The organism is Corallococcus sp. AB038B, from assembly GCF_003668955.1.
In the GTDB taxonomy this organism is placed as follows: domain Bacteria; phylum Myxococcota; class Myxococcia; order Myxococcales; family Myxococcaceae; genus Corallococcus; species Corallococcus exiguus.
The window spans coordinates 14,973-41,825 of sequence record NZ_RAWO01000004.1 but is presented as its reverse complement, the minus strand read 5'-3'; the positions used below and the strand labels follow the sequence as shown (position 1 = coordinate 41,825).

The following is a 26,853-nucleotide window of genomic DNA, read 5'->3' as shown; positions in this document are numbered from 1 at the left end:
TCTTCCCCTGCCCCCAGCCTTTCAACATCCGCCCCGTAGGATTTACGTCCTCCGGCCACCCTTCAGGGCGGGCTCGTTGCCCAAGTGGGCGGATTCACTGGGAACCAGCAACCGTCTGGCGTTGGCAAAGCCCTTGCTATGTCTTTGTTCGCGATGCGGACGACAACGGACATGGCGGCGGAGCGGGGACGGAAGAAGGCCGGGGCGGCCCGGGTCTTCAGCAAGCAGCCGGAGCGCATCGCGGCCCTGTGGCGGCGGATGCGGCTGGCAGCGCACGAAGGCCAGGGCGTTCCGGGCGCAAGCCTGCTGGACGGACTGGTGGAGCCCTTCGTCCGGGAGCTGGGGCTGACGCTGGAGGGCTTGGAGTCCAGCCCCTGGAGCCGCACCCGCGCGGTGCTGCGCCTGGCGCCGGAGCGTGGCGCGCGGGCCCTGCACGACGAGTTCGCACTGCTGCGGCGGTGCCTGGTGGACGCCCTGGAAGTCCTGGGCGGTGGGGACACGGAGCGCCAGCGCATCAACCGCGCGATTGACGAGGCCGTGGACAGCGCGGTGGCGCTGCTCCAGCGGATGGCGGACCCGAAGGCGGATGGGCCCCGGGTGCCGTTCGGCGGTCTGGTGGTGGAGTACTTCGAGCGGCCGTCGCATGCGCGCAAGGCCCCGATGGGCCGCCGCGACGAGCGGTCCGCCATGCATTGAGCAGGCTTTCACGGCGCGAGGAAGGCGCCAGGGTTGGGTTGTAACGGTTTGTCGATCCGTCCGGCTTGACACTCCTCAACGAGGAAGGGTCCGGGGGCTGGCGGGAGGGTGCGCTGTCATGGATGGGGGTCCGTGACGCGCCTTGAGGGAGCGTGTTCCTGCTCGGGGGAGCGGTGAGCGCGCACACAGGTTCGAACGCTGGAACGCGTGGATGGGGGTCCGCGCGCTCCGCCGGTCGGACGGATCGGCATGTTTTGTCGGAGGGCTTGGGGATGGGGCAGCGGGAGGGCGCCTACGGGGGTGGGCGCTCTCCCGCATTTTTTCGTGCTCAGTGCGCGTCCGCCCAGCTCTTCCCCGCGCCCACGTCCACCTTGAGCGGCACCTTCAGCTCGGCGACGGACGCCATGCTCTTCACGGCCAGGGCCTTCACGGCCTCCACCTCCGCGTCCGGCGCCTCGAAGAGCAATTCGTCGTGCACCTGGAGGAGCACGCGCGTCTTCAGCTTCTGCTCCCGGAGCGCGGCGTCCACGGCCAGCATGGCCTTCTTCATCAGGTCCGCGGCGGTGCCCTGGATGGGCATGTTGATGGCGGCGCGCTCGGCGGCCTGGGCCACCGCCCGGTTCTTGGAGAGCAGGTCCCCCATCAGGCGGCGGCGGCCGTAGAGCGTCTCCACGTAGCCCACCTTGCGCGCCTTCTCCACGGTGTCCTCCAGGTACTGGCGGATGCCCGCGTACCGGGTGAAGTACCGCTCGATGACGTCGCGCGCGTTCTCCTGCGAAATGCCCAGGCGCGTGGACAGGCCGTGCGCGGACAGGCCGTAGGCGATGCCGAAGTTCACCATCTTCGCCACGCGGCGCTGCTCGCGGTCCACGTCCTTGGGGGCCACGCCGAAGACTTCCGCCGCCGTGCGGCTGTGGATGTCCTCGTCATTGCGGAAGGCGTCGATGAGGACCGGATCCTCCGCGATGTGCGCCAGCAGCCGCAGTTCAATCTGCGAGTAGTCCGCGCTCACCAACTGGTGCCCCGCGTCCGCCACGAAGGCGCGGCGGATTTCACGTCCCAGCTCCGTGCGGACGGGGATGTTCTGCAGGTTCGGGTCGGACGAGGACAGCCGTCCGGTGGCCGTGGCCGCCTGGTGGTACGTGGTGTGGATGCGCCCGTCCTTCGCCACCAGCGTGGGCAGCGTGTCCAGGTAGGTGCTCTTGAGCTTGGACAGGCCCCGGTACTCGATGAGCACGCGCGCGAGCACGCTGTTGTGCTCCTCCGCCAGCTTCTCCAGCACCTCCTGGTCCGTGGACGGGCCCGTCTTGCCGCGCTTGAGGATGGGCAGCTTCTGCTCTTCGTAGAGCACCTGCGCCAGCTGCGGATTGGAGCCCAGGTTGAAGACGTGGCCCGCGGCCTGGTGGCACTCGGCCTCCTTCGTCTTCACCTCCACGTCCACGCGTTCAGAGGTGCGGCCCAGCTCCGCCACGTCCAGCTTCACGCCCTCGCGCTCCATGCGCGCGAGCACGGGCAACAGCGGCAGCTCCAGCGTGCGAGCCAGCTCCGAGAGTCCGCCCAGCTCCAGCTCCTTCCACAGCTCCGGAGCCATCCTGCGCGCCGCGTCCGCGCGCACCGCGTACGCCGCGGCCACCTCTTCCGGCCCGTGGTCCGCCAGCGGCCGCCCCTTCTTGCCCTCCACCGACGCGGGCAGCGCGGGCAGCTCCGAGCGCAGCCGTTCGCGCGCCAGGTCCGCCAGCGCGTGCTCGCGGCGCGACGGGTTGAGCAGGTAGCTCAGGAGCTCCACGTCGTCCTGCGCGCCCTCCAGCGTCAGCCCTTCATGGGCCAGCACCAGCGTGAGCGCCTTGAGGTCGTGGCCGCCCTTCTTCACCGCCGCGTCCGCGATGACGTCCTTCATCACCGCGGTGAAGGCAGCCACCGGCACCTGCGTGGCGCCCAGCTGCTGGTGCCTCAGCGGCACGTACCGCGTGGAGCCATCCGGCAGCGCCACGCCCATGCCCACCAGCGGCGCCGCGAAGGGCATGCCCTCGTAGGCGGGAACCAGGGTGAGGGCCCCGGCCGCCTTCGCCGCGTCCGCCAGCGCCTTCAGCTCCGCCTCGGTGGTGATCAGCGTGGTCGTGGTGGCGAGCGGCGCCACGTCCGGCCGCGCCGGGGCCTCCTCCGCGGGCAGGTCGCGCAGGAGCGCGAAGAACTCCAGCTCCGTGAACAGGTCGCGCGCGCGCGTGGCATCCGGCGCGCGGCGGACCAGGTCCTCCAGCTTTACGCCCAGGGGCAGACCGGTGTTGAAGGTGACGAGCTGCTTGGCGCGCGCAAGGCTCTCGCGGTGGGACTCCAGCGCCGCGCGGATCTTCGGCTTCTTCACTTCCTCCACGCGCGCGAGCAGCGTCTCCACGTCGCCGAACTGGTGGAGCAGCTCCACCGCCGTCTTGTCGCCCACGCCGGGCACCTTGGCGACGTTGTCCACCGCGTCGCCCACCAGGGCCAGGAAGTCGCGCACCTGCTTGGGCAGGATGCCCATCTTCTCCTGCACGTCCGCGATGCCGATGCGCTTGTTCTTCGCGGGGTCGAAGAGGGTGATGTCCTCGTCGACAATCTGCATGAAGTCCTTGTCGCTGGTGACGACCAGGACCTGGAAGCCCTCCGCCTTCGCCTGCAGCGCCAGCGTGCCGATGACGTCGTCCGCCTCCCAGCCCTCCGCGTCCAGCGAGGCCAGGTTCAGCACGTCCCCCACCTTGCGGATGAGCGGGAACTGGGGCGTCAGGTCCTCCGGCGCCGCCTTGCGGTTCGCCTTGTACGTGGGGTCGATCTTCTGACGCTCCACGCGGCCGGACTTGTCGAACGCGAGCGCCACGTGCGTGGGCTTCAGATCCTGCAGGGCCTTGAGCACCATGCGGGTGAAGCCCAGCACCGCGTTGGTGGGCACCCCCTTGCTCGTCGTGAGCGGGGGGATGGCGTGGTAGGCGCGGAAGATGAAGCCAGACGCGTCGAAGAGCGCCAGGCGGCGCTCGGAGCGCGGGGGGCTGGTGTCGGCCATCCCCCGTCCCTAGCGCGCCTACCGCTGTCTGTCCACGAAGCCCCGCACCGGAGCGCCGCTCAGCGGCACTTCAGCTCGGCCTTCTTCGTGGCCATCTGTTCGGCGATGCCGTCACCCGGCACGGCGTAGTCCTCCACCGCCTGGAAGTCCGAGCAGCTGCCCACGCTGTTCAACGCGTTCTGCGCCTGCGTGGAGCAGAACGCCACCACGCGGTTCAGGTTCGTGTTGCCCTTGTAGAAGTCGAAGCCCATCTTCCAGATGCGGCAGCCGCGGCGGCGGTCCTCGCGGTCGGCGAAGTGCTTGCCACGCAGGTAGGCGGAGGCCGCCAGGTCCTGGAACATGTTCTTCCGGTAGAAGGACAGGTGCGACTCCGCCAGCTCCGCCATGATGCGCTTGTCCGTCGCCAGCGCGTCCTTGAACGGCGCCACCGCGCGCTCGGGGTCTTCGTTGGTGATGTTGCTCCCGCCCGTCTTGAAGAGCTGATCCACGTTGGACACGTCGCGGATGAGGTCGTCCGCGAGCTGGTGGTACTGCGCCTGGTCTTCCTTCGAGCGCAGCTTCTGCAGCGTCGCCATGGCCTCGCTGCCACGGCCGGCCCAGTAGTCCATCATCGCCGCCTGGATGAGCTTCGGGGCGTAGCGCTTGGCGAACATGGCGCGCACCTCGCTGGCCTGATCCACGCCCAGACCGTCCTCCTGGAGGATGTCGGACACGGGGCACGACCACGGCTGCGCGTTCCGGTCCACGCGCTGGCGGGCCACCAGGAACTTCACGAACATGGTGTCCTTGGGGCGCCACTCGTTCTTGCGCAGACCGCCCTCCAGGCGGAGCGTCTGACCGATGGGCGGCTCCATGTCCTCCTTGCTCTGCTTCTGGCACCACACTTCCATGTACTGCTGGCAGCGCTGGACCGCGGGCCCCCACTGCGAGTTGTTCAGGTAGCGATTGCAGTCGAACTTCGCGCGATCCACGAACTGCTCGGCCGTCTCCTTCGCCTTGGAGCGGGCGCGGCGGAAGTACTCGCTCTCCTTCGGAATCTTGCGGAGGTACTCCAGGGCGTCCTTCTCGCGGTTGAGCTCGATGGACTTCTTCGCGGCCTCGAAGTTGTCGAAGGCCTCCTTCTCCAGCTTGATGCGCCGCGCGAGGGTGTTCGCCTCGGCGTTGATGGGGTCCATGTCCAGCGCCTGCTCGCACGCCTTCTCGGCGCGGCCCCAGTCCGGAGCCCCCGTCTCGTTGGAGGAGTAGGAGCGGCACTCGCTGAGGAACTCCTGCACCTGCTGCGCGGGATCCAGCGGCGCGGCGGGCCCCGTCGGCTGCGTCTTCTGCGGCGCCCCGACGGAGGACTTCACCACCGCCGCCACCGCGAGCAGCGCCACCACGCCGCCCGCGATCACCATCAACTTGCGCTTCTTGTCCGACTCGGGCGACGCCCGGCCGCCACGACGTGCCGGCGCCGCGCCCGTGCCAGGACGGCGCGCGGGCGTCTCGGCGGCCTCGTAGGTCATCTCCACCACGCCGAACTGGAGGACGTCCCCGGGCTGCAGGTCGACGAACTCTTCGCCCAACAACTCGCCGTTGAGCAGGGTGCCGTTCGCGCTGCCCAGGTCGCGCGCGAGCACGCCCGTGCCCTCGCGCTTCACCTCCGCGTGCTTCCGGCTCACGGAGTCGTCATCCAGGACGACCACCGCCGGAGGCGCCCGGCCCACCAGCAACGTGCCGTTGATGGGATAGGACTTGCCCGCCCACGGCCCCGTCATGCCCTTGAGCACCGGACCCGAACCCGCGCCCGCCGCCGCTGCACCCGCACCCGCGGGCGTGGAGCGCGCGGGCCGCTTCGCCAGCGCGCCTTCGGGCTTCGCGGCCCCGTTCTGCGTGGCCTTGGCGCGGATGCTGGGCATGGCGCGCGTGCCCTTCACGGGCGCGTCCGAGAGCGTCGCCGGATCGCCGGGCGGAGGTGTGGCCGCGCGGCGCCCGCTGGTGCTCCGGGCATTGCCCTTGAGCTTCATCTCGTAGTCGCCCAGCAGCACCTGCGAGGCCGGCGTCAGCGCCGTGGGCCCCTCGATGCGCTCGCCGTCCACGAAGGTGCCGTTCTGGCTGCCTCCGTCCTCGACGTAGACGGTGCCGCCCTCCACGTAGATGCGCGCGTGCTGCCGCGACACACCGCCTTCCGTGAGGACCAGGTCATTGCCTTGCTGGCGGCCAATCTTCAGCTCGCCCGCGACTTCGTGCTCGTGCTCAGTGCCGTCAGGATGACGGACGACCAGGGTAGGCATGGGCGCGTCAGTCCTCGCGGAAGATGCTCATGTTCACGGGGATGCCCTTGCGCTGGAGCTCGTCGTAGAACTTCGGGACGAAGCCTGACGCCACGTAGCGTCCGCGCACCTTGTGGTCCTCGGTGAAGCCGTCCTGCTTGTAATAGAAGATGTCCTGCAGGGTCACGATGTCGACCTCCATGCCGGACACCTCCGTGATGTAGCAAATCTTCCGAGAACCGTCGGAGAAGCGCGTCTGCTGCACGATGAGGTGCACGGCGCTGGAGATCTGCTCGCGGATGGCCTTCACCGGCAGCTCCATGCCGGACATGAGCACCATCGTCTCCAGCCGGGCAATCGCGTCACGCGGCGTGTTCGCGTGCAGCGTGGTGAGCGAACCGTCGTGGCCGGTGTTCATGGCCTGGAGCATGTCCAGCGTCTCGCCGGAGCGGCACTCGCCCACGACGATGCGGTCCGGCCGCATGCGCAGGCAGTTCTTCACCAGCTCGCGGATGGTGATGGCGCCCTTGCCTTCCAGGTTGGGCGGGCGGCTCTCCAACTGCACCCAGTGGTCCTGCGGCAGCTGAAGCTCCGCCGCGTCCTCCACCGTGATGATGCGCTCACCCTCCGGGATGAACGAGCTGATGATGTTCAGCGTCGTCGTCTTACCGGAGCCCGTGCCGCCGGAGATGACGATGTTGCGCCGGGCCGTCACGCACATCTCCAGGAACTCGGCCATCTGCGCGGTGACGGTCTTGTACTTGATGAGATCCTGGATCTTCAGCGCATCCTTCTTGAACTTGCGGATGGTGATGCAGGGGCCCTTGAGCGCCAGCGGCGGGATGATGGCGTTCACGCGGCTGCCGTCCTTGAGGCGCGCGTCCACCAGCGGGCTGGATTCGTCGATGCGGCGGCCAATGGGCGCCACGATGCGCTCGATGACGCCGAGCACCGCCTGGTTGGAGGAGAACGTCTTCTCCGACAGGGTCAGCTTGCCCTTGCGCTCGATGTAGATCTGGTTGGCGTGGTTCACCATGATCTCGCTGATCTCTTCCGACGCGAGGAACGCTTCCAGGGGCCCCAGGCCCAGCGCCTCGTTGATGACGTCGGTGAGCAGCTCCTCCCGGTCCACGTCCCCGGGAAGCTCCTGGTCCGCCTCCATCTGGTCGATGATGTCCCGGATGGCCTTCTCGGTACGGCGCCAGAGCTCCTCGTCCCCGAGCCGGTCCATGTCCATGCGGCGCAGGTCCAGGTACTCGATGAGCCGGTCGTGGATCTCCTTCTGGAGCCGCGAGTAGCGCTCCAGCCGGGGGTCCACCTTGCGCTTGTTCTTCGCCATGGCCGCGGCCATGGACGCGGGCATGCGGCTGGGAGCCGCGGGGGCGGGCGCGGGCGCCTCCTCCTCCTCGTAGGGCTCCTCCTCTTCGTAGGCCTCTTCCTCCTCGTAGGCCTCTTCGCCCTGCTCCTCGTCGTAGCCCTCCTCAGCGGGCTCGTCGGCGAGCGCCTCGACGTTGAGGATGTAGTCGCCGATGGAGACCTGGTCGGTGGGCTTCAGCACCATCGGCCCGGCGATCTTCTTGCCGTTCACGAAGGTGCCGTTCGTGGACTTCATGTCCACGATGATGAAGCGGCCGTCCTTTTCGACGATGCGGGAGTGGGTCTTGGAGACGTTCCCCTTGGCGAGCACGATGTCGTTGCCAGCAATCCGGCCGATCGTGATCTCGTTCTTGGGGTACTCCCGCTGCTCCGAACCGCCGCCCTTCTCCGTCAGCGTGATGAGAAACATGGGCCGGGATGCTACCAAGCCCTCCAACGACCTCAAAGACTCCTGCGACGCTCGCCCGCCTGCTGCCCGGAAAAGGACGGGCCGGCACCCTCCCCCCTCTGAAGCAGGGATGGGGCCGGCCCGGATCCGACGTGAGGGCTTTTGAGTGCCGTCAGTCGAAGATGTTGAAGTTCACCTCGGAGCGGGCCTGCTTGTAGCGGGTCTTCACGTCCTCGATGATGCTGCGGACCTTGTCCGAGTCCGGGTTCACGATGCGCGGGGTGACGAAGATCACCAGCTCGCGCTTGGTGGTGTCGAACGCGCGGTTCTTGAACAGCTCGCCCACGATGGGGATGTGACCCAGGCCGGGCAGCTTCGCGACGGCCTTCTGCTCGTCGTGGCTGAACACGCCGGACAGCACGATGGTCTCACCGTGGCGCACGGTCACGTTCGTCTTGACCTTGCGGGTGCGGAAGCCGGGGATGGCGGACGAACCACCGAAGGACACGGACACGGAGGTGTCGATTTCAGAGGCCTCGGCCTCCACTTCCGTCTGGATGTTGCCGTTGCGGTCCGCGGTGGGGCGGATGTTCAGGATGACGCCGTAGGGCTTGTACTCCACCGTGAACTGCGTGTTGGTGATGAGGGGGATGGGGACCTCGCCGCCGGCGAGGAACTCCGCCTTCTCACCGCTGGCGCACACCAGCTTGGGCTGCGCCAGCAGGCGGCCGTAACCGTCGTTGGCCTGGAAGCCGATGCTCAGGTCGGAACCGCCCGTCGCGCTCATGATCAGGCCGGAGACGGCGTCGCCGGAGGGGATGAGCGCCTTGTTCAGCGTCGCGGCGGCGGTCAGCGTACCGGTGATGTCCGTGGGGTACTTGATGCCGTAGCGGTCGCGGCTGTTGCGGCGGATTTCGACGAACTGGACCTCGGAGAGGATCATCCGCTTGATGCCGACGACGAGCAGGTTCTCCACCTTCTCACCGATGGCCTTGGTGATGAGCTCCGCCTTCTGGAGGTCCTGCTGGCTCTCCACGGAGCCCTCCAGGAAGATGGTCGCGCCCACCACGTTGGCCTGCACGTTCTTCAGGCCCGCCTTCTGGAAGGCCGCGTTCAGGTTCTGCGCGACCAGCTTCTTGGCGTTGGGGGCGATCTTCACGAACGACTTCACGTTCGGGTACAGGCTCACCACCTGCTCGATGCGGTCCGCGTCCTGCGTGGTGTAGGCCTGACCGTCCAGGTAGATGCGGTCACCCACCATGCGCACGGACACGCCTTCGATTTCACCCAGGAGGCGCTTGATTTCGGAGATGACCTCGTTGGGGTCCTGCTTGCGGACCGTCACCAGGTAGCTGATGCGCTGACCGGAGGACTTCCAGACGAGCAGCGTCGTCTTGCCTTCGGCGTTACCGGTGACGAGCAGCTGGCCGGTGCCGAGCGTCTTCACCTCGGCGATGGACGGATCACCCAGCGCGACGCGGCTGAGTCCGGGAATGGTGAGCACCTTCTGGGTACCCACACCCAGGCTGACGGAGCTTCCCTCCTGGGCCAGGGCGGGGGCACTGGCCACCAGGGTGACGAGGGCGCTGAGCGCCAGGGCTTGCGTGAAGCGAGTGGACATCGTGTGAATCCCCTTCTTGCGTGCGCGCGCCCGGCCTGACGGCGCGCTATCCCAGATGTTGTTGCTGCCACCACATGGCCCAGAAAGTCCCGACCGCGATGGAGACGCCGTAGGGGATGTGTCGCACGGGAGCGGTCGAGGTTTCCTCGCGCATCCATTTCATCCGCACCGCCCAGCGACGGGCCACCGCCGCCAGCGTGTCCCAGACGGCCCCCTGCCACAGCAGCGTGACGATGGCCTGCAGCGCGCCCGTAAGCGAGATGAAGGCCGCCGCGGCGAGCACCGTGGGAAAGCCCAGCACGCAGCCCACGCCCGCCATCAGCTTGACGTCACCCCACCCCATGCGCCCGCGCCGCGCACCCGGCACCAGCAGCAGCGCGAGTCCCGCGCCCGCCAGTAGCCCGCTCACCACCCCCGACTCCAACCCGCCCACCCCTTCGGACACACCGCGCACCCCGAGCCCCAACACGATGAGCGGATAGGTCACGGCGTTCGGGATGAGCCGGCGCAACACGTCGGTCACCACCGCAATCACCAGGGCCACTCCCAGAATCGTCCAAAGCGCGAGCTGAGCAGGTGTCATTCGGCACCTGCTCCCATGGGGAGCAGGCGACCCCCATCAAACAATGGAGGCACCAAGCCCGTCAATTCCTGAACAAGGCCATCGCACCGTGGGGCCCCGCGTCATGCCGGCTTCAGTGGATGACGAGGCGGATCTTCTCGCTGCAGATGAAGTACTCGTCCCCGTCTTCAACCTTGCGGCGCTTGATGCGCTGCTTGTTGAACCAGGTCCCGTTCGAGGAGCCGAGATCCTCGATGTAGAAGTCGCCGCCGTCGCGGGCGATGACGGCGTGCTCGCGCGACACCTTGCCGGAGTTGATGACGAAGTCGCAGTGCTTGCCACGGCCGATGACGTACCGGTCCTTGACGATCTTCTCCTCTTCGCCGGACTCCAGGACGAGGTAGAGCGAGGCGCCCTCCTCCTCGTCCGGCTCCTCCATCGGCTCTTCTTCGGCCTCCTCGGGAGGCTCGTCCTGCATGTCGTCGAGCGGCGGCTCCTCCTGCTCCGGCAGGGGATCCTCCTCGTCCTCGATCATGTCGTCCGCGGAGGGCGGGGGCGGCTCGTTCTTGCCCTTGATGAGCCGCTCCAGCTCGGCGGCCGTCTCCAGGACGCGTTCGGCGACCTCGCGGCGCACCGGATCATTGTCCAGCCCGTTGGAGGACGGACGCTCCTCCACGTTGCGCGCGGCGGCGCGTGCGGGCGGCGGCGCGGGGGCCAGCACCGGAGGAGCGCCCTTGGCGGCGGCAGGGGGCGGCGCGGCGGCAGGACGCGCGGCCGGGGCGGGCGTGGCGGCTGGCACCGCCGCCACGACAGGCTCGCCCTTCGTCCTCACGTCGATGAAGCCGTTGAGACGCGCGAACATGAACAACGCCTGGTTGATGAGCGCGTCGCGATCCGAGCCCATCTGCTGGGCCATCTCTTCGTACGTCTCCCACAGGTGCTCGGCGATGCCGACCTTGCGTGCGGGACGGGAGTTCTGATCGATCATCGGTCTTGGCTCGGGAAATGCTGGACGTAGGGGACGATAGCAGAGCCGCTCGGGCGCGCCCAGTTACTGGAACGCCCGGAGATACGTGAGGTTGTCCAGGTTGTCGGTGATCGACTCCAGGGCCACCTGGAGCACGCCGTCCGCGGAGGGGTATGCGACGTAGGCGAGGCTGGCCCCCGCCACGTCCGTGGCCACCACGGAAGCAGGCAGGGTGTAGACCGCCAGGCCGCTCGACTGGGTGGTGTCCACGCCGAAGACGTAGCGGCGGAAGCGCGGCAGCAGCGTCACCACGTAGCGGTCACCCGCCGCCAGCCGGCTTCCCGCGCCGATGGTCGGCGTCATCGTGAGCGACAACGGCGCGGGCACGTAGGTGGTGGGCGACTTGGGCGGCTCCAGGCCCAGGTCGAAGCCGTCCGGGTGGTAGTAGTAGTCCAGGAAGGTGGAGACCGTGTACGTCTCGTTGACGTTCAGCCGCTGCAGGTACGTGTCGCTGGTCTCCGCGCCTGCATAGAGCACGAAGGGCTTCACGTTCGGGCCCGCGCGCACGGTGAACAACGGATACGACGCACAGGGCTCCGCCGCGGCGGCGACCGCGGGGTCGGACAGGTCCGGGAAGAGCCGCGTGAGGCCATTGCCCTGATCCTCCAAGCGCAGGATGGGGATGACCGCGGCGCAGGCGCCCGCGTTGTTCGCCAGGATGATGGAGTCGCCAGCGCTCACGCCGCGGGCCGTCGCCAGGGTCGTCTCGATGAGGAGCGGAGGATCCTCCTGGGTCAGGTCGCGTGAGAGGCCGACCAGTCCGGGCAGCACGCCCTGGAAGACGAAGCGGTACGTCCCGTTGGGCACCGAGCCGTTGCAGAGAAACGCGGTGACGTTGGTCGAATCCGTCGCCTGGGGGCAGCCGGGCTGGACCACGGTGATGCCCTGGAACTGGTCCGTGCGCGCCTGCTCGTTGTTGTCACGCAGCTCCGCGACCACCGACGAGTTCAGCGGCGTGTTGTTGGAGTTGCGGTCCAGGTTGAACGGGCGACGCTCGTCCGCGCGGAACAGGGTGATCCGCCCGTCGGACGACGGCATGATGCCCAGGAGCGGGATGGCGGTGAGGTACGCCACGCTGTCCGCCAGGAGTTCGCGAACCTCCAGGCCCGTGCGCAGCGTGAGGCCCGTGGGCAGACCCGCGGACGGCCGCAGGGTCAGCATGGCCGCTCCGGTGATGTCGCGGGCGAGCACCGGCGCCGGGGACGGCTCCTCCACCGGCTTCGGCCCGTTGTCGAGCGCGATGACGCCCTCGCAGTCAGACGAGTTGCACGTCAGCTCATCCAGCACCACGAACACGAAGCGGCCCGCGGGCCAGGGCTCGACGCATGTCGTCGTCTCGTCCTCCTGGGTCTTCACATCCGTGCCCGGCGGGCAGCTCCCATCCCCGAGCTTGGGCTTCGGCACACCGTAGCTGGGGTGCGTGGTCACGAGCCGCGCCGGGATGTCCACCAGGTCCGCGTAGTTGGGCACCGCGTAGGGCGCCGGGCGCGGCCGCTTGTAGGGAATCTCCACGGAGGCCCCGTCCGCGACGACGCGCACGAGCCGGCTGGTGCCGGACACGTTGCGGATGGCGACCACCAGCGAGTCCACCAGATCGGCCCGCGCGGGCAGCGTGAGCATGGACATCACCGTGTCCGCCGGCTTGAGGCAGAAGACGGGCAGCGCGGGAGGCAGCGTGGCCGCGTCGAAGCCCTCCGGGCCGGGCAGATCCTGGCGCATCACCACCCCGCCGCCAAAGGGGCCGCAGAGCTGCTCGGCGGCCTCCGGGCGCGTCTGGAGCGCGTAGTACAGGACGCTCGGGGCGCCCTCCGCCACCGGGGCGTGCGCGGCGAAGGCGGTGATGAGCTGGCCGGTCGCCAGGCGCGTCACCTCGTTAAGGCGCGCGCGGTCCGCGGCCACCACGGAGATGCCTCGGCCGCCGGAGCTGCGCGCGTAGATGTACGGGCCGGACACGTCCTCGCCCTTGTCGTTGTAGCCCACGTCGCGGGTGAGCGAGTCGGGCCGCGCGATGACGGGGATGGCCAGGGGCTCCAGGGGGTTGGGCGCGGGGATGAACTCACGCGGCGTGCGCGTCAGGTCCAGCACGCGCAGCTCATCCCGGTCCTGGGACGTGACGAAGACGAGCTGGTTGGAGAGCACCACGTCGTACGTGCCGGACAGACCGGCGGCGCCCGCGGTGGAGGTGGTGTCGGAGCAGGCGAGCGCGAGGCTCGCGCCGCTCAGCAACAGGGCAGCAAGAAAGCCGCGCTTCAAGGTCAGTTCTCCTGGCACACGCTGGTGCCCTGGTTCGGATCGCGCTGCTGCTGGATGCCCAACTTCGCCACCACCCGCGCGTCCTGGGGACGCGACAGGTCGGGGATGTCCACGATGGCCACCTGGCTGTCACCGAAGTTGGTCACGAACAGCCGCGCCGCGTTCGTCCCGGCGGGGTTGTCCACCGTCAGCCCGAAGGCCTGCGACGGGTTGCTGGTCTGGTTGAGTTCGTTGACGAGCGGCACCTGCGCCACGACCTGCCCGAGCGCCTCGTCGTAGAGGGACACCGCGCTGTCGCCGGTGCTCGTCACCGCGATGATGTGGGTGTCCGCGTTGGACGTGCCCGGAGTCCGCGAGATGATCTGCATGTCGCTCACGCCGTCGGGCATGGGCACCGCGGAGACCACCCGGAAGAAGGGCTGGGTGGCGGCGGTGCCCGGCACCGCGTCGTATTCGAAGTCGAGGGTGAGCAGCGTGTCCGGGCCGCGCGCCAGCATGTACAGCCGCTCGCGCACGAAGTTCGGACGCGCCGCCAGCTCCGCCGCCGTCACCGGGCGGGGCACCACGCGCGCCGCGCGAGCCTCGCGGATGCGGTACTCGGACTGCAGCGAGGGCTCCAGGATGGTGCCGGGGTCGTTCTTGTCCACCAGCCGCAGCACGTAGTTGCCGGCCACGGTGCCGCTGATGCCGGCCACGAAGTTGCGGCCCGTCACGTAGAGGTAGCCTGCCCCCACCGTCACCGAATCCGAGCCGCCGTAGAGGTAGCCCTCGGGAGACAGCGAGATGAAGCCCAGCGAGTCCCGCGTGGGGTTGTCCAGCTTCAGCGTGGCCAGGTAGCTCTCGAAGTTGGTGCTGGACTTGGCGGGCGAGTCCGCCGCCTCCGAGTGCGTCACATACAGGTTGCCGCTCGCCTCATCCACCGTCACGCCGATGGGCGACGGAGCGCGGGGCAGGCCCGGCCGGCCCTCGTCACTGAGGGACGACGGGATGTCCTCGGTGAGAGACAGAGCGCCGTTGCGGCAGTCCACGCCGCCCTGCACGCAGGTGAGCACCGGAGCGCCGTTGGCCTCCAGGCTCACGTCCACCGCGTTCAGGTTGTTGCCCTCCGCACGCGAGGGCACGAACAGGCGCGGCAGCCCCGTGGCGGGGTTCACCCACATGGCCAGTTCGCCGGCGAAGCTGCGGATCTGCACGAGCGACTCGTCCCCGGAGGACAGGTCCTCGAAGGCGAGCGAGGCTTCCGGGAGCACGCTGCCCAGGTGGGGCACCATGACGGTCTGCCCGTCCACCTGCGTGCTCAGCGTGTCCAGGTTCAGTGCCACCACCGAACCGGAGTCGTAGCAGTTGTCGAAGTTGGCGTTCGCGACGAACAGATAGCCGTTGCTCGCGGATGGCCCGCCCGCCGCTGGAGGGCGCCAGAACGCCACCCCGCTGGGGTAGACAAAGCGGGTGGACGGAGGCGGGTTCGGTTCGGATTCAATCGAACACGCACCGAGGAGCAGCAGCGCGGGGGTCAGGAAGTAGAGGCGCATCAGAGGGGGGCGGAGTGTAGGAACGCGGCCCTGCGCCGGGCAACTGAATAGGGGTGCCACTATTCCCGGTCGCCTTCCCGCCGACATCCGCCCCCGTCCGGAAGGCGTGCGCCGCCCCCCTGGTGGGGGAACGGGCACGCTCCGGCGGTGAAGCGGCGGCCAGGCTCAGGCAGCGGCGGTCTCGGCCTGGATCTTGGAAAAGTCCGCCACCTGGTTGAACAGGGCGCCAATCTCCGTGAGGAACCGGATGCGGTTCTCCCGCAGGTCCTTGTCCTCGGCCATCACCATCACCTTGTCGAAGAAGGTGTCCACGGCGGGCTTCAGGCCGGTGATCTCCTTGAGCGCGCTGGCGAAGTCGTCCGCGCGCACGTGCACGCCCACCTTGTCGCGCGCCTGGGTGAAGGCGGTGTGGAGGTTCTTCTCCGGCTCGTCCGTGAAGCGCTGCGGGTTGGTCTGCCCGCCTGCCACGTCCTTGCCCTGCTTCTCCACGATGTTGACCACGCGCTTGAACGCCGCCGCCAGCGGCTGGAAGTCCGAGTGGCCCACGAGCAAGCTCAGGGCCTCCAGGCGCTTCTTCGCCGCGACGAGGTCATCGAAGCCCACGGCCAGCACCGCCTCCACGACGTCGGTGCGGTGCTGCTCGCCCCAAAGCGCCTTGAGGCGGCCGCGGAAGAACTCCAGCACCTGCTCGCGCGGGGCTGCCTCACCCGGCTTGCGCTTCACGTTGGCCAGCTTGGGGGCCAGCAGGCGCAGCGCCTCGTCCACCGCGGCGGAGAGGCTGAAGCGGTAGCCGCGCCCCAGCACGATGCGGATGATGGACAGGCACGCGCGGCGCAGCGCGAACGGATCCGCCGCGCCGGACGGTGCCTTGCCGATGGCGAAGATGCCGCACAGCGAGTCCAGCCGGTCCGCCAGGCCGATGAGCGCGCCCGCGTCCTGGGACGGCAGCGCGTCCTCGGCGCCACGGGGCAGGTAGTGCTCGAAGATGGCCAGCGCCACCGCGTCGGGCTCGCCGCCTGCTCTCGCGTACTCGCGGCCCATCACGCCCTGGAGCTCCGGGAACTCGCCCACCATGCCGGTGACGAGGTCCGCCTTGGACAGCGTGGCGGCGCGCTCCACCGTGGCCGCCTCCCCTGCCCTGCCCGTGGCCTGGGCCAGCCAGCCCGCCAGTGAGCGGAAGCGCTCCACCTTCTCCAGGTACGTGCCCAGCTGGCCCTGCCACACCACGCGGCCCAGCTTCTCCACGCGGTCGGCCAGCGGCGTGCGGCGGTCCTCGTCGAAGAAGAAGCGCCCGTCCGCGAGCCGCGCCGCCAGCACGCGCTGGTAGCCGCGCAGGGACAGCTGCTCGTCGCGCACCGGCGTGTTGGACACGGCGATGAAGCGCGGCAGCAGCTTCCCGTTCGCGTCCGTCAGCGAGAAGTAGCGCTGGTGGCTCTTCATCTCCTGCACCAGGACTTCCGGCGGCAGGTCCAGGTGGCGCTCCTCGAAGCTGCCCACCACGGGGCTCGGCAGCTCCACCAGGTTCGTCACCTGGTCCACCAGGCCCTCGTCCTCCAGCAGCCGAGCGCCCGCCGAAGTGGCGGCGGCGTTCACCTTGCGCAGCAGCTCCGCGCGGCGCTTCGCGATGTCCGCCACCACGTGCGCCTTCTCCAGCGCGGCCTCGTAGTCCGCGGGCGCCTTCAGCGTGATGGCACCCGGCGCGAGGAAGCGGTGGCCGTAGGTCGTCCGGCCCGCCTTCACGTCGCCCAGCACCACCGGCAGCTCCGTGTCGCCCAGCAGCGCCACCAGCCACTGCACCGGGCGCGCGAAGGCCGTGTCCACGTCACCCCAGCGCATGGACTTCTTGAAGTTGATGCCGTGCACGGCCGCGTGCAGCGCGTCCTGGAGGATGGCCTCCGCCGGACGGCCCTTCTCCTCCACGCGCGCGGAGACGTACTCGCCCTTGGCCGTGGTGGTGCGCCCGAGCGCGTCCACGGACAGCTTGAGGCTTTCGGCGAACTTCTCCGCCGCCTTGGTGGGCTTGCCCTGCGCATCGAAGGCGGCCTTGGCGCTGGGGCCCAGCACCTCCTTCGTGATGTCCTCGCCCGCGTCCGCCACGTCGCGGACCCAGACGGCCAGCCGGCGCGGCGTACCGAACGTGCGCAGCTCGCCGTGCTTCAGGCGGGCGTCGGCCATGCGCTCGGTGAGCACGCGCTTCAAATCCTCCAGCGCGGGGATGATGAACGACGCCGGGATCTCCTCGGCACCGACCTCCAGCAGCAGATCACGCGCCACGGGACACCTCCGCCTTCTCCTTCTTCTCCACCGGCTTGTTGAGCTGCACCGTCTTCCAGTAGTCGCTGGCGGGCTTGCCCTCCAGCACCGGCGGCTGCTCACCCACGGTCCACGGCGTCTTCGTCAGCGGATAGCCCAGGCGCTCGCGCATCTGCAGGTAGCCCTCCGCGCACAGGCGCGCGTTGTCACGCACGCGCTTGATGAAGTTGGCGCGCTCCGTGACGGAGATGGCGCCGCGCGCGTCCAGCAGGTTGAACGTGTGCGAGCACTTCAGCGCGTAGTCGTACGCGGGCATCGGCAGGTGGCGCTCGATGAGCCGCTTGCACTCCTTCTCGTACGCGTCGAACATCGAGAAGAGCATCTGCGGGTCGGACTCGTGGAGGGCGTACTTGCTCATCTCCACTTCGTTCGCGTGGAAGATCTCGCGGTACTTCACGCCCTTGACCCACTCGACGTCGTAGACGCTCTCCACGTTCTGCAGGTTCATGATCAGGCGCTCGAGCCCGTACGTCAGCTCCGCGGCCACGGGGCGGCAGTCGAAGCCGCCGCACTGCTGGAAGTAGGTGAACTGCGTCACCTCCATCCCGTCGCACCACACCTCCCAGCCCAGGCCCCAGGCGCCCAGCGTGGGGGACTCCCAGTCGTCCTCGACGAAGCGGATGTCGTGCTCCAGCGGATCCATCCCCACCTTCCTCAGCGACTCCAGGTACAGCTCCTGGACGTTCTTGGGCGCGGGCTTGAGGATGACCTGGAACTGGTGGTGCTGGAACAGGCGGTTCGGGTTCTCACCGAAGCGGCCGTCGGCCGGACGCCGCGAGGGCTGCACGTACGCGACGTTCCACGGCTCGGGACCGAGCGCGCGCAGGAACGTGTACGGGGCCATCGTGCCCGCGCCGACTTCCGTGTCGTACGACTGGGTGACGATGCATCCCTGGTCGGCCCAGTGCTTCTGGAGCGTGAGGATGAGGTCCTGGAAATACATGTTGGCGAGTCCTTCTCGCAGTGCGTCGAAGGCGAAGGCGGAACGCGGCGGACCCTAGTGAGGGGGTCCAGGAGCGTCAAGGACGGCGGTCAGTCCGAGTAGGCCGGGAGGTCGGCCAGTCGAATCTGCAGCTTCGTCACTTCGCCGGGGCGGATGGGAGCGGACAACAGCTTGCTCGTACCGCCGGGGTCCTGCGGGTCCACTACGCGCAAACGGTACGTCCCGATGGGTATGGCGAGCTTGATCAGCGGGGACGTGCCCAGCTGAGTGGCGCCGTCGAACACCGCCGCGTTCTTCGGCACCGTGTAGAGCGTCAGCCAGCCCAGGCCCGCCTTCGCCGCGCCCTGCGGGGTGGTCGTGTCGAGCACCGTCGGCTTCTCCTCCTGCGTGACGGTGGTGAAGGGCTCCGGGGGCCGCTCCGAGGGCTCGGGCTTCGCGGGGCGCGGCTCCACCTTCGCCACCGCGGGCGCTTCCGTCGTGGCGGCAGGCTTCGTCTTGCGTCCCCCCTTGCCGGCGGGGGCCTTCTTCGTGTCGACGGGCGTCGCGTCCACCACCGGTTCGGGCGTGGGCGGCGGCTCCACCACCGGCTCGGGCTCGGGGGTGGTCTTCTGGACGAAGCCCGGCGGAGGACCGGAGGGCTTCGGCGGCCACTGTCCGTTCGCGGCGGGGTCCACGGGCGGAGGCGGATCCATCTCCGCCTTCACCCACTGCTTCGCGGAGTCGAAGGCCGGCATGAACATGCGGCGCACGGGTTCGAGCGTCGCCAGCCCGACCACGCCGCCCAGGATGAGGAGCAGGAACAACCGCATGCCCCAGCCGGAGCCCTCGCGAGCAGGCGGGGACACGGGGGGCGCTTCAACGGATTCCTCTTCCTCCACCTGGCGTGAGGGCCGCGTGGTGCCGCGCACCGGACGGGCCTTGAAGCGCTGGGTCTGGAGTTCGCTGGGCGGATCCATCAGCCCGTCGGACTCAGCCGCGTCGCGGGCCTCGGTAGGCTCGGGGCGCGCGCTGGGACGGGCCCTCGAGGGCCGCACGGCGTCAGCGGGAGGACGGATGACCCGGGGAACGGGCGTCCCATCCGAGCCCGAGGGCCGCTGCGCTCGCGGCGTCACCGTGGGCGTGTTGACGCGAGAAGCGCGGGCCTCCACGGCCTCATTGGCGGGCCGAGGGGTCGCGCGGGGCGCGGGCGCCGCGGACTCGGTCGCGGTGCGGCGGACGGGCGTGGGCTTGAAGGACGCCGCGACATCCGCGGCCGGGGCCTCCGCGTGCGGCGACTGCACCTGCGCGGTGGCCGCGGCGGAGGCCTGTTCACCGCCCTCCTCCACCTGGAGCGCACCGGCGGCCTCGCTGACGCGGGCGTCCTCGGCGCGGCTGGCCAGCTCCAGGAGCGTGCGCGTCTTCTGGCGCTTCTCCTCGAAGAGCTCGCCCATGACGGCGGTCATCTGGTCTTCGTCGAACAGCTCGGCGCCCAGCGTGGCCTCGATGGCGCGCCCCATCTCCCGGCAGGTGCCGAAGCGCTGGGTGGCATCGCGAGACAGCGCCTTGAGCACCACTGCTTCCAGGGCCTCCGGCACGGTCGCGTTGAGCGAGCGCGGCGCGGGAATGTCCCCGTCCACGATCTGCATCATCACGGCGGCTTCGCCGGGCGCGTTGAACAGGCGCTGTCCGGCCAGCAGCTCATGGAGCATCACGCCCGTGGAGAACTGGTCGCTGCGGCCATCCAGGTCCTTGTTGCGAACCTGCTCCGGGGACATGTACCCGCTGGTCCCCTTCACGGTGCCCACCTGCGTGCGGCCCAGCTTGCCGCGCGCCTTGGCGATGCCGAAGTCGATCACCTTCACGACGCCGTCGTAGGTGAGCATCACGTTCTTCGGGGACACGTCGCGGTGCACCACGGCGACGGGGCGGCCCGACGGATCCATGAAGTGGTGGGCGTAGTGCAGGCCCAGGCACGTGTCGCGAATCACGCGCGCGCTGAAGCCCAGCGGCAGCGCGTACTTGCGCCGCTCCGCCATCTTCACCACCTGCTCCAGGTTCTGGCCGGGCAGGAACTCCATGGCGAGGTACAGCTCGCCGTCCTCCTCACCCAGGTCGAACACCTGTCCGATGTTCGCGTGCGAGAAGGCTGCGGTGATGCGCGCCTCGTCGAGGAACATCTTGACGAACTGGTCGTCCTTCTTGATGTCGGGGAGGATCTGCTTCACCGCCACGAACTTGCGGAAGCCACCGGGGCCGGAGGTGTACGCGAGAAACAACTCCGCCATCCCGCCCATCGAGAGGCGGGTGAGGATCTCGTACTTTCCGATGCGCCGCCCCCGGTCGGGATCGTCTCCGGCGACTCCCTGCGTGCTCATGGCGGGGCGGATGTTACCCGCCATGCCCTCCCAGGTCGATGACCGTCTTTACAGGCGGCTCCAACACCGGCCTCCGGAGCCCGGTGAAAGCGGATTAGGCGCCGAACCGCCGCCGCCGCACGTCGAGCATCCAGCCTTCGAGCGCGGCCACGGCCGACGGTTGTGGCTCCAGAGGCAACACGGAGGCCACATCCGCCTCGTCGAGCACCGCGAAGGCGCGCGTCACCTCCCGCTGCCACTGCTCGCTGAGCGCGTCGGTCAGCTCGATGCGCTCACCGCTCCGCTTGCGCTCCACCAGCGCGCGGGCTTCACCAAAGCCATACGGTTCCAGCAGGACGGTGACGTCCGTCTCCACCTCGCCCGTGCGCAGTGCATGCGTTCCGGTGAGCGTGGTGCGCAGCACGTACAGCAACTTCTTCACGGAGCGGAATCCGCTCTTCTCCCATTCGCGGAACTGCCCCTGCGCGAAGCCGCGGTAGTGCCGGTGGATGCGCCGCGACAGCACGGCCCGCACCAGGGGCCGCAGTGTCTCCAGCTCCTCCGACAGGGCCCGCACGGTGATGGCACCCAGCACGCGCTCGATGTAGTTGCCGTTGCCCTGGATGATGCCCAGCAGCACGGGCTGCAGCTCGTTGGACGAGTAGTCCACCTCCACGCCCTCCAGCACCTCCAGCCGCTCCGCCGGCACGTGCCGGGGTTGGAGGCCGAGGAGCGCGGCGGTGGGCGCGATGTGGATGGCCTTGAGGTCCAGGTCGCTGTCATGCGACGGGAAACCGTACGCATGCGCGCCAGACAGCGAGATGACCAGGTGCTCGCGCAGGAGGGACTCCGCGTCCAGCACGCGGTCCGCCATGCGCTCCTGATGTTCCGTCACCCTGCCCTTCATTCCGTCCCTCCTTCCAGTGCCGGAGCCTCCGGCGCGTCACGGCCCAGCGGTCCAGGCGACTTCAAGACCCAGCGCCGAGCCACCTCGTCCCCCACACGGCGCAACAACTGGTCAGCGCGGGCGTAGTCCGGATGCTCCGGTAGCTGGCTCTCGCGGTGCGCGGCCTCCAACGCCGGAGCCATCGCCTCGGCGTCCCGCAGCACGTCCTCCAGGGGCACCTGTCCCCCCTTGATGTCGAGCAGCCGCGCCTTCAACGCCCCCGTCGCCTCGAACGTGGGCACACCGTCACGCAGCCAGCCCGTCGCCAGCGCCACCAGCCGCAGCAGGTTGTACGCATTCTTCGGCCGCAGCTCGCGAGCGGACGGAGGACGCTGGCCGCCGCCGCGCGCGTACGCCGTGAGCGCCGCGAAGTCGTTCGACGTAAGCAGCCCCTGGTCCCAGAGCGAGCGGTAGAGCTGCTTGACGTAAGTCTTCGCCGCGAGCACCGCGTCCTCGGGAGTAGGCGAGGCACGGGGAGACACGGCGGCCAGGCGACGGGCCACCTCGTCCAGGTCCGGCGTGGGCTCCTCGCACAGCCACGCGAGGAGCAGGTCGCGGTGCTCGGCCAACCGCTGGCTGCGGGTGAGCTTGTCGAGCTGGCTCATGGCATAGCGCCCGAAGCTGCCGAAGATGGCCTTGGAGACGAACGCCTCGCGCGCCTCCAGCACCCACGTGCCCAGCTCGTCCACCGCCGTCGCGCCAGGGACGAAGAGGGTCTCCAGCGTGTTCGGATCCGCGCGCAGCGCCTGCTCCACCGTCTTGCGGACCTCCCAGTACGTGGTGCTGCCATCCGCGCTCACCAGGTCCTGCGGCGGCTGCCCCAGGCCCAGCGTCCACGGGAGCGGCAGCGCGAACACACCGCGCACGTCCACGTCGGAGCGCTCATCGGCGAGCCCCCAGGCGTGACTGCCCACGCGAGTCTCCAGCACCACGCACGGTCGCAGCGCGCTCCAGGCCGCCTCGCGCCGCTGGGCGAACTGCACCTGTCCCGTGCGCCGGGGCACCAGTTCGTCGCGCGCGAACCACTCCTCGCCCACGCCGACGATCTGCACGTCGAAGCCGCCGTCATGCGCGCGCACCACGCGGCCCACCACGCCCTGGGGGATGCGGCGTCCCCCAGACGCCACGCGTTCCACGCGGGTCGTGACCTCGGTGCCATGCGGCAGGGGCACCGACAGCCGGTCGATCTGCTCCAGTCCTCGGACGCGAGCAGGGGCGGAGGAAGAAGTCTCACGGGTGTCGCTCATCGGTCCCTCCTGGATGGGATGGTGGGCCACGCAGGACGCAGCGAAGCACGCGAGCCTGACCCGGAACAGCGCTTCCCGTCAGCGTGCGATGCGTCGCGCTGCGGGTAGAGCGGGCAGAAGCCCCTCCACTTCGGATGCCAGGGGGAGCGCCGCCACCGCGCCCAGCTTCGTCACCACCCGGGCCCCCACGCCCGCCGCGAAGGTCATCAGCGCGACCAACTCCTCGCGTGTCGCGCCCTCCAGCGAACGCGCATCGCCGTACCAACGCACCAGGCCGCTCAACATGGCGGACACGAAGCCATCCCCCGCGCCTGTCGTGTCCACCACCGTCACCTGCGGCGCGGGAACGGAGAGGATCTCGCCCCGCCAGAGGAACACCGCGCCACGAGGCCCCAGCGTCACCACGGGGAGCCGCACGCCCCGCGCGGCCAGGACGTGCAGGGCCGCCTCGGGCAAGTGCTCGCCGGTCGCGAAGTGGATCTCCTCCTCGGACAGCTTCACCACCGTGCACAAAGGCAGCATGCGTCCCAGGAGCGCCTGCAGCTCCTCGGGCTGCGTCCACATGTGCAGCCGCAGGTTCGGATCACAGCTCACCAGCATCCCGGCCTCATGGGCCAGGGTGAGCATGCGCACCATGGCCTCGCGTGCCTCCGGCAGGAGCAGGGAGTTGGAGCCGCAGTGCAGCACCTTCGCGCGTCGCACGAAGTCGCCGTCCACGTCGGAGTCGTCCAGCAGGAACTCCGCGGACCGCGTCCGGAAGTACGTGAAGCTGCGCTCGCCATGCGCATCCAGTGAGACGAACAACAGGCCCGTGCGAGCGTGGTCCACCTGTCGCAGGCGGCTCACGTCCACGCCGTCCGCCGCCAACCGGTCGCGCAGGAAGTGGCCGAACTCGTCGGAGCCCACCACACCCACCATCGCCGAGCGCAGGCCCAACCGCGCGAGCCCCACGGAGACGTTGGCCGGTGAGCCTCCCGGCGATGGCTTCCAGGCCTCCACGTCCCGCACGCGCGTGGCGCCGCCGGCCACGGGAAGGAAGTCCACCAGCGTTTCGCCGACACACACCACGTCCAGCGGCCCGGCTCCGTGCATGACAGCTCCCCCTGGGGACCGCGTGCTACCCGTCAGTCCAGGCCCACCTGCGCCATGAAGTCCACGCTCTTGAGCTTTCGGCCCACGTGGTGCGCGATGAAGACGTTGAGCAGGCCACGAGCCCGCGCACGGAGGTCCGCGGGCAGCGGCGTACGTTGACCCTCCTGGAGCGAGCGCAGGCCGGCCAGCAGCGCCACCGGCACCGGCACCGAGTCACGCGCGCGTCCGCCACACGGCTCGCACACCGCGCCACCGTGGCCCTGGTCGAACCGGGGACGCTCGCCGGGCTGACCGCCACACAGCGAGCAGGAGTCGAACCGGGGCATCAACCCCGCCTGCGCCAGCGCGGCCAGCTCGAACGCGAGCAATGACGTGGGCCCGGCCTCCTTCGCATCCAGCCGGTGCATGTAGCCCTCCACCAGCTCGAACAGCTCCGGGTGCGGCTCGTGTTCGCGCGTGAGCTCGCGGCACAGCTCCACCGCGTACAGCGCCCGGGCGATGAGCGACAGGTCCTCGCGCGCGGCGTAGAAGCCCGCGACGATGTCCGCCGAATCGATCCGCACCGTGCTGCCGCGCGTCTCCACCAGTTGCACGCGCAGCCGCATGAACGGCTCCAGCGCCCCCGCGAACCGGCGCTTGCTCTTGCGCGCGCCCGCGGCGAACGCGGTCAGCTTGCCGTGCTCGCGCGTGAGCAGCGTCACCAGCCGGTCGGACTCACCGTAGTCCACCGTGGACAGCACGAACGCGTCGTCGGCGTACCGCTCCATGATCCCTCGTCAACGCGCGGCGGGAGGCGGAAGCTTCCCGGACAGCACCAGGAACAGCCCCGCGCCCAGGAGCACGACCGCCAGGAGGATGGCCAGGATGACGTACGCCCGCTTGCGACGCGCCTTTTCGAGCTGCGCCGGAGAAGGAGCGGGCACCGCCCGGTCCACCTCCTCGTAGCGCAGCGCCGCTTCCTCCGGCGACAGGCCGATGACCTGCGCGTACGCGCGGATGTAGTTCAGCACGAACACGCGCTCGGGCAGCCGCTCCACCTGCCCCGCCTCCAGCGCCGCGACGAGGCTGGGGGGAATCTTCGTCTCCCGGGAGACGTCCTCGCGCGACATGCCGCGAAGCTCGCGCTGCTGGCTGAGGTATTTGCCAAAGTCGACGTGGTCCACGGTCTTTCGGGGCCCCCGCGGCTAGAGGTGGTCCAGCAGTGAGCGGCAATCGTCCTTGAGCACCTGCTCGTTGGACTGGGCCTTGGCCTCGCAGCCCGCGAACGCCTTCTTCGCCTCCTCCACCCGCCCGAGCTTCGCCTGGCACACGCCTTCGCGCTGGTAGGCCTCCGCCACTTCCGGGCACTTCTCACGGTAGTGGGCGAACTGCCGGCACGCCTCCTCCGTCTTGCCCGTCTCGTCGTAGATGATGCCCAGGTTCTTGTAGCCCAGGCAGAAGTCCGGGTTGGTGGTGATGGCGGCCTTGATGTTCTGCACCGCGTTCGCCGTGTCGCCCTTCTTGTAGAGCGCCCAACCCAGGTTCCCCTGCGCGGAGAAGCCGTAGCGGTACTGCATGTCGTTGAGCGACTCCTCGTACAGCTTGATGGCGTCGTCGTAGCGCCCCTGGGCCAGGCGCAGGTTGCCCAGGTTGGTGCGCGCGTCGGAGAAGGACGGCCGCAGCGTCAGCGCCTTCTCGTAGTGGGACGACGCCTCGTCGAGCCGCTGGAAGGACAGGTGCAGCAGCAGACCCACCGCGTTGTGGGCCTCCGGGTTGCCCGGGTTCAGCTCCAGCGCCTTCTGGTACTCCGCGAGCGCGTCCTGCACATGGCCGTGCTGCTGCGCCTGCACGCCCAGGTCGTAGTGGATCTCCGAGCCCTGGCGCTCCTTCTCCGTGGGGACGTGCGCACAGCCCGCCGACGCGAGCGCGAACGCGAGGAAGCAGGAGGAAGTGATGCGGGACATGGGTGCCAATCCAGGGTGGGGGGTCAGAACGCGGCCAGGAAGCGGCCCAGGGTGGTGGCGACGTTGCGCTTCTCTTCGGCGCGGGCCTTCACGGCGGGCACGAGCGTGGGCTCCCGGAAGAACACGGGCAGCGTCTTCAGCCACTCGTCCTGCTGCGCGGGGGCCGCGGCACGCCAGTTCGCGTTGTCCATCATGAAGCCCAGCGACTCCACGAACGCGAGCGCGTCGTCCTCGTCCTCGCGCAGCTCATCCGCGGACTGGATGCGCCGGCCGGACACGTACACCGCGCAGTCCCCCGCCTCCACGAGGTACAGGTACACGAAGACGCCCGCGCCCTGCCCGCCGCGCAGCCCCACCACGAAGGCCTGCGCGGGTCCGGCCTGCTTGCCGGGAATGGCCACGTGCGGCGTGTTGAGGGCCAGGTGCAGCGCCAGCACCTGGTCGCGGTTGGCGGGAAGGCCCCGGTAGCGCTCGTCGATGGTGAACACCGTCGTCTCCCTTCCCGCGCACCCTAACGGGTGGTGAGCGTGAACTCCTCGGTCGCGTCCTGCACGTCCGCAGCCGTCTTCTGGAAGCGGATGAGGGGCGTGTCAATCATCACGTTGCCGCCGCCCTCGTTCCCCTCGCCGATGATCACCTTGAAGACGTTCCCGGGCGACGTGCTGCGGCGGCTGCCCCCAGCCTGCTTGCGGGCAATCAGCGTCACCGCGTTCGCGCCGGGACGCAACTGGCTGGTGATGTCCACCACCACCTGGTCCTCGTTGTTGCGCAAACGGCGCAGCCAGCGCGAGTTCACGTACACGTCGATGTCGAAGTCCGTCATGCCCGGCGTCGTCTGCTCCGTCACCAGCCAGTAGCGCTGGCTGATGCGCCCCGGTGATGTCGAGGGGGCAACGGGTACGGCCGGCGCGGGGGCCTGCGCGACGATGCCCGCGTCCAGGGGCGCGGCGGCAGGAGGCGTGGCGGTGGAATGCGTCGCGGGCGTGGGCGTCGCAGGCGTCACGGTCGTCACGCGGGCGGCGTACCCCGGCGCGTCGATGTAGATGTTCCCTTCCGCGTCGATGCGGACGGTGGCTTTCTCGAAGCGCGTGTTCGTCACCCCGTCGATCTTCACGCCGTTCAGGAAGACCGAACCGGCCAGGGCCAGCATGGGGACGAGCGAGGCCACGACGGTGATGGCAATACGGGCGGACGGACGGGGCATGGGGGCATTCCTCCAGGGAATCCTCAACAGTCCCGGGAGCTTGCGAACGACTTAGCGCACCCGGGGGAGCGGGACAAGGCGGGGACGACC

General features: G+C 69.4%; 20 protein-coding genes. 1 reads left to right on the top strand and 19 read right to left on the bottom strand.

Features of this window, described 5'->3' with window-relative positions:
• Window positions 1-153: 153 nt before the first annotated feature.
• Window positions 154-696 carry a hypothetical protein gene (locus tag D7Y04_RS19420; RefSeq protein ID WP_171809797.1) on the top strand — a complete coding sequence of 181 codons (543 nt, stop codon included), beginning with the start codon at window positions 154-156 and terminating at the stop codon, window positions 694-696.
• A gap of 328 nt (window positions 697-1,024) precedes the next feature.
• Here D7Y04_RS19420 and polA read toward each other — a convergent pair whose 3' ends face one another.
• The 19 genes from polA to D7Y04_RS19325 all read right to left on the bottom strand — a co-directional run bounded on the left by polA (window position 1,025) and on the right by D7Y04_RS19325 (window position 26,763).
• Entirely contained in the window at window positions 1,025-3,730 is a 2,706-nt protein-coding gene (gene polA, locus D7Y04_RS19415; protein WP_121760286.1) for a DNA polymerase I, read from the bottom strand.
• A gap of 59 nt (window positions 3,731-3,789) precedes the next feature.
• On the bottom strand, window positions 3,790-6,003 hold the full coding sequence (locus tag D7Y04_RS19410) for an FHA domain-containing protein (RefSeq protein ID WP_120599610.1): 2,214 nt from the start codon (window positions 6,001-6,003) through the stop codon (window positions 3,790-3,792).
• 7 nt (window positions 6,004-6,010) lie between these two features.
• A complete protein-coding gene (locus tag D7Y04_RS19405) occupies window positions 6,011-7,768 on the bottom strand; it encodes an ATPase, T2SS/T4P/T4SS family (protein ID WP_120599611.1) in 1,758 nt (585 codons plus the stop codon).
• Window positions 7,769-7,919: 151 nt separating this feature from the next.
• Window positions 7,920-9,368, bottom strand: coding sequence for a type II and III secretion system protein family protein (locus tag D7Y04_RS19400; RefSeq protein ID WP_120599612.1), 1,449 nt, complete (start codon window positions 9,366-9,368; stop codon window positions 7,920-7,922).
• Between the two features lie 46 nt (window positions 9,369-9,414).
• Entirely contained in the window at window positions 9,415-9,951 is a 537-nt protein-coding gene (locus D7Y04_RS19395) for a prepilin peptidase (protein ID WP_121760285.1), read from the bottom strand.
• 112 nt (window positions 9,952-10,063) lie between these two features.
• The gene (locus D7Y04_RS19390) at window positions 10,064-10,918 is read right to left on the bottom strand and encodes an FHA domain-containing protein (RefSeq protein ID WP_120596194.1); all 855 of its coding nucleotides are present in this window, start codon (window positions 10,916-10,918) and stop codon (window positions 10,064-10,066) included.
• Between the two features lie 63 nt (window positions 10,919-10,981).
• Complete coding sequence (locus tag D7Y04_RS19385; protein ID WP_147454573.1) at window positions 10,982-13,210, bottom strand: hypothetical protein; 2,229 nt, start codon at window positions 13,208-13,210, stop codon at window positions 10,982-10,984.
• Between the two features lie 2 nt (window positions 13,211-13,212).
• Complete coding sequence (locus D7Y04_RS19380) at window positions 13,213-14,742, bottom strand: hypothetical protein (protein ID WP_120596196.1); 1,530 nt, start codon at window positions 14,740-14,742, stop codon at window positions 13,213-13,215.
• A gap of 165 nt (window positions 14,743-14,907) precedes the next feature.
• Window positions 14,908-17,016 carry a glycine--tRNA ligase subunit beta gene (glyS, locus tag D7Y04_RS19375; protein WP_121760284.1) on the bottom strand — a complete coding sequence of 703 codons (2,109 nt, stop codon included), beginning with the start codon at window positions 17,014-17,016 and terminating at the stop codon, window positions 14,908-14,910.
• Window positions 17,006-17,998, bottom strand: a complete 993-nt coding sequence (glyQ, locus tag D7Y04_RS19370) for a glycine--tRNA ligase subunit alpha (protein ID WP_121760283.1) — start codon at window positions 17,996-17,998, stop codon at window positions 17,006-17,008. The genes glyS and glyQ overlap by 11 nt, the downstream gene beginning before the upstream one ends.
• Window positions 17,999-18,087: 89 nt before the next feature.
• Window positions 18,088-20,376, bottom strand: a complete 2,289-nt coding sequence (locus D7Y04_RS19365) for a protein kinase (RefSeq protein ID WP_370457154.1) — start codon at window positions 20,374-20,376, stop codon at window positions 18,088-18,090.
• 70 nt (window positions 20,377-20,446) lie between these two features.
• On the bottom strand, window positions 20,447-21,238 hold the full coding sequence (locus tag D7Y04_RS19360) for a DNA polymerase beta superfamily protein (RefSeq protein WP_199749700.1): 792 nt from the start codon (window positions 21,236-21,238) through the stop codon (window positions 20,447-20,449).
• A complete protein-coding gene (locus D7Y04_RS19355; protein ID WP_121760281.1) occupies window positions 21,235-22,524 on the bottom strand; it encodes a DNA polymerase beta superfamily protein in 1,290 nt (429 codons plus the stop codon). Before D7Y04_RS19355 ends, D7Y04_RS19360 begins: the two co-directional genes overlap by 4 nt.
• A 78-nt stretch (window positions 22,525-22,602) precedes the next feature.
• A complete protein-coding gene (locus D7Y04_RS19350; RefSeq protein ID WP_121760280.1) occupies window positions 22,603-23,616 on the bottom strand; it encodes a carbohydrate kinase in 1,014 nt (337 codons plus the stop codon).
• 32 nt (window positions 23,617-23,648) lie between these two features.
• Window positions 23,649-24,383: a DNA repair protein RecO gene (recO, locus tag D7Y04_RS19345; RefSeq protein ID WP_121760279.1), complete on the bottom strand. Its 735-nt coding sequence runs from the start codon at window positions 24,381-24,383 to the stop codon at window positions 23,649-23,651.
• Between the two features lie 9 nt (window positions 24,384-24,392).
• Window positions 24,393-24,779, bottom strand: a complete 387-nt coding sequence (locus D7Y04_RS19340) for a RodZ family helix-turn-helix domain-containing protein (RefSeq protein ID WP_120596202.1) — start codon at window positions 24,777-24,779, stop codon at window positions 24,393-24,395.
• Window positions 24,780-24,800: 21 nt separating this feature from the next.
• Window positions 24,801-25,559, bottom strand: coding sequence for a social motility TPR repeat lipoprotein Tgl (gene tgl / locus D7Y04_RS19335; RefSeq protein WP_121760278.1), 759 nt, complete (start codon window positions 25,557-25,559; stop codon window positions 24,801-24,803).
• Between the two features lie 23 nt (window positions 25,560-25,582).
• On the bottom strand, window positions 25,583-26,047 hold the full coding sequence (locus tag D7Y04_RS19330; protein WP_120526752.1) for a social motility and stimulation tgl protein: 465 nt from the start codon (window positions 26,045-26,047) through the stop codon (window positions 25,583-25,585).
• Window positions 26,048-26,070: 23 nt separating this feature from the next.
• Complete coding sequence (locus D7Y04_RS19325; RefSeq protein ID WP_121760277.1) at window positions 26,071-26,763, bottom strand: hypothetical protein; 693 nt, start codon at window positions 26,761-26,763, stop codon at window positions 26,071-26,073.
• Window positions 26,764-26,853: the final 90 nt, after the last annotated feature.

Bases quoted from the DNA above. Each gene is read 5' to 3' on its own strand.
- polA (WP_121760286.1), bottom strand. From the start codon at position 3,730: ATGGCCGACACCAGCCCCCCGCGCTCCGAGCGCCGCCTGGCGCTCTTC.
- D7Y04_RS19420 (WP_171809797.1), top strand. From the start codon at position 154: ATGCGGACGACAACGGACATGGCGGCGGAGCGGGGACGGAAGAAGGCC.
- D7Y04_RS19360 (WP_199749700.1), bottom strand. From the start codon at position 21,238: ATGAAGGGCAGGGTGACGGAACATCAGGAGCGCATGGCGGACCGCGTG.
- D7Y04_RS19365 (WP_370457154.1), bottom strand. From the start codon at position 20,376: ATGGCGGGTAACATCCGCCCCGCCATGAGCACGCAGGGAGTCGCCGGA.
- D7Y04_RS19395 (WP_121760285.1), bottom strand. From the start codon at position 9,951: ATGACACCTGCTCAGCTCGCGCTTTGGACGATTCTGGGAGTGGCCCTG.
- D7Y04_RS19325 (WP_121760277.1), bottom strand. From the start codon at position 26,763: ATGCCCCGTCCGTCCGCCCGTATTGCCATCACCGTCGTGGCCTCGCTC.
- D7Y04_RS19400 (WP_120599612.1), bottom strand. From the start codon at position 9,368: ATGTCCACTCGCTTCACGCAAGCCCTGGCGCTCAGCGCCCTCGTCACC.
- D7Y04_RS19355 (WP_121760281.1), bottom strand. From the start codon at position 22,524: ATGAGCGACACCCGTGAGACTTCTTCCTCCGCCCCTGCTCGCGTCCGA.
- D7Y04_RS19390 (WP_120596194.1), bottom strand. From the start codon at position 10,918: ATGATCGATCAGAACTCCCGTCCCGCACGCAAGGTCGGCATCGCCGAG.
- D7Y04_RS19380 (WP_120596196.1), bottom strand. From the start codon at position 14,742: ATGCGCCTCTACTTCCTGACCCCCGCGCTGCTGCTCCTCGGTGCGTGT.
- glyQ (WP_121760283.1), bottom strand. From the start codon at position 17,998: ATGTATTTCCAGGACCTCATCCTCACGCTCCAGAAGCACTGGGCCGAC.
- D7Y04_RS19410 (WP_120599610.1), bottom strand. From the start codon at position 6,003: ATGCCTACCCTGGTCGTCCGTCATCCTGACGGCACTGAGCACGAGCAC.
- D7Y04_RS19350 (WP_121760280.1), bottom strand. From the start codon at position 23,616: ATGCACGGAGCCGGGCCGCTGGACGTGGTGTGTGTCGGCGAAACGCTG.
- D7Y04_RS19405 (WP_120599611.1), bottom strand. From the start codon at position 7,768: ATGTTTCTCATCACGCTGACGGAGAAGGGCGGCGGTTCGGAGCAGCGG.
- recO (WP_121760279.1), bottom strand. From the start codon at position 24,383: ATGGAGCGGTACGCCGACGACGCGTTCGTGCTGTCCACGGTGGACTAC.
- tgl (WP_121760278.1), bottom strand. From the start codon at position 25,559: ATGTCCCGCATCACTTCCTCCTGCTTCCTCGCGTTCGCGCTCGCGTCG.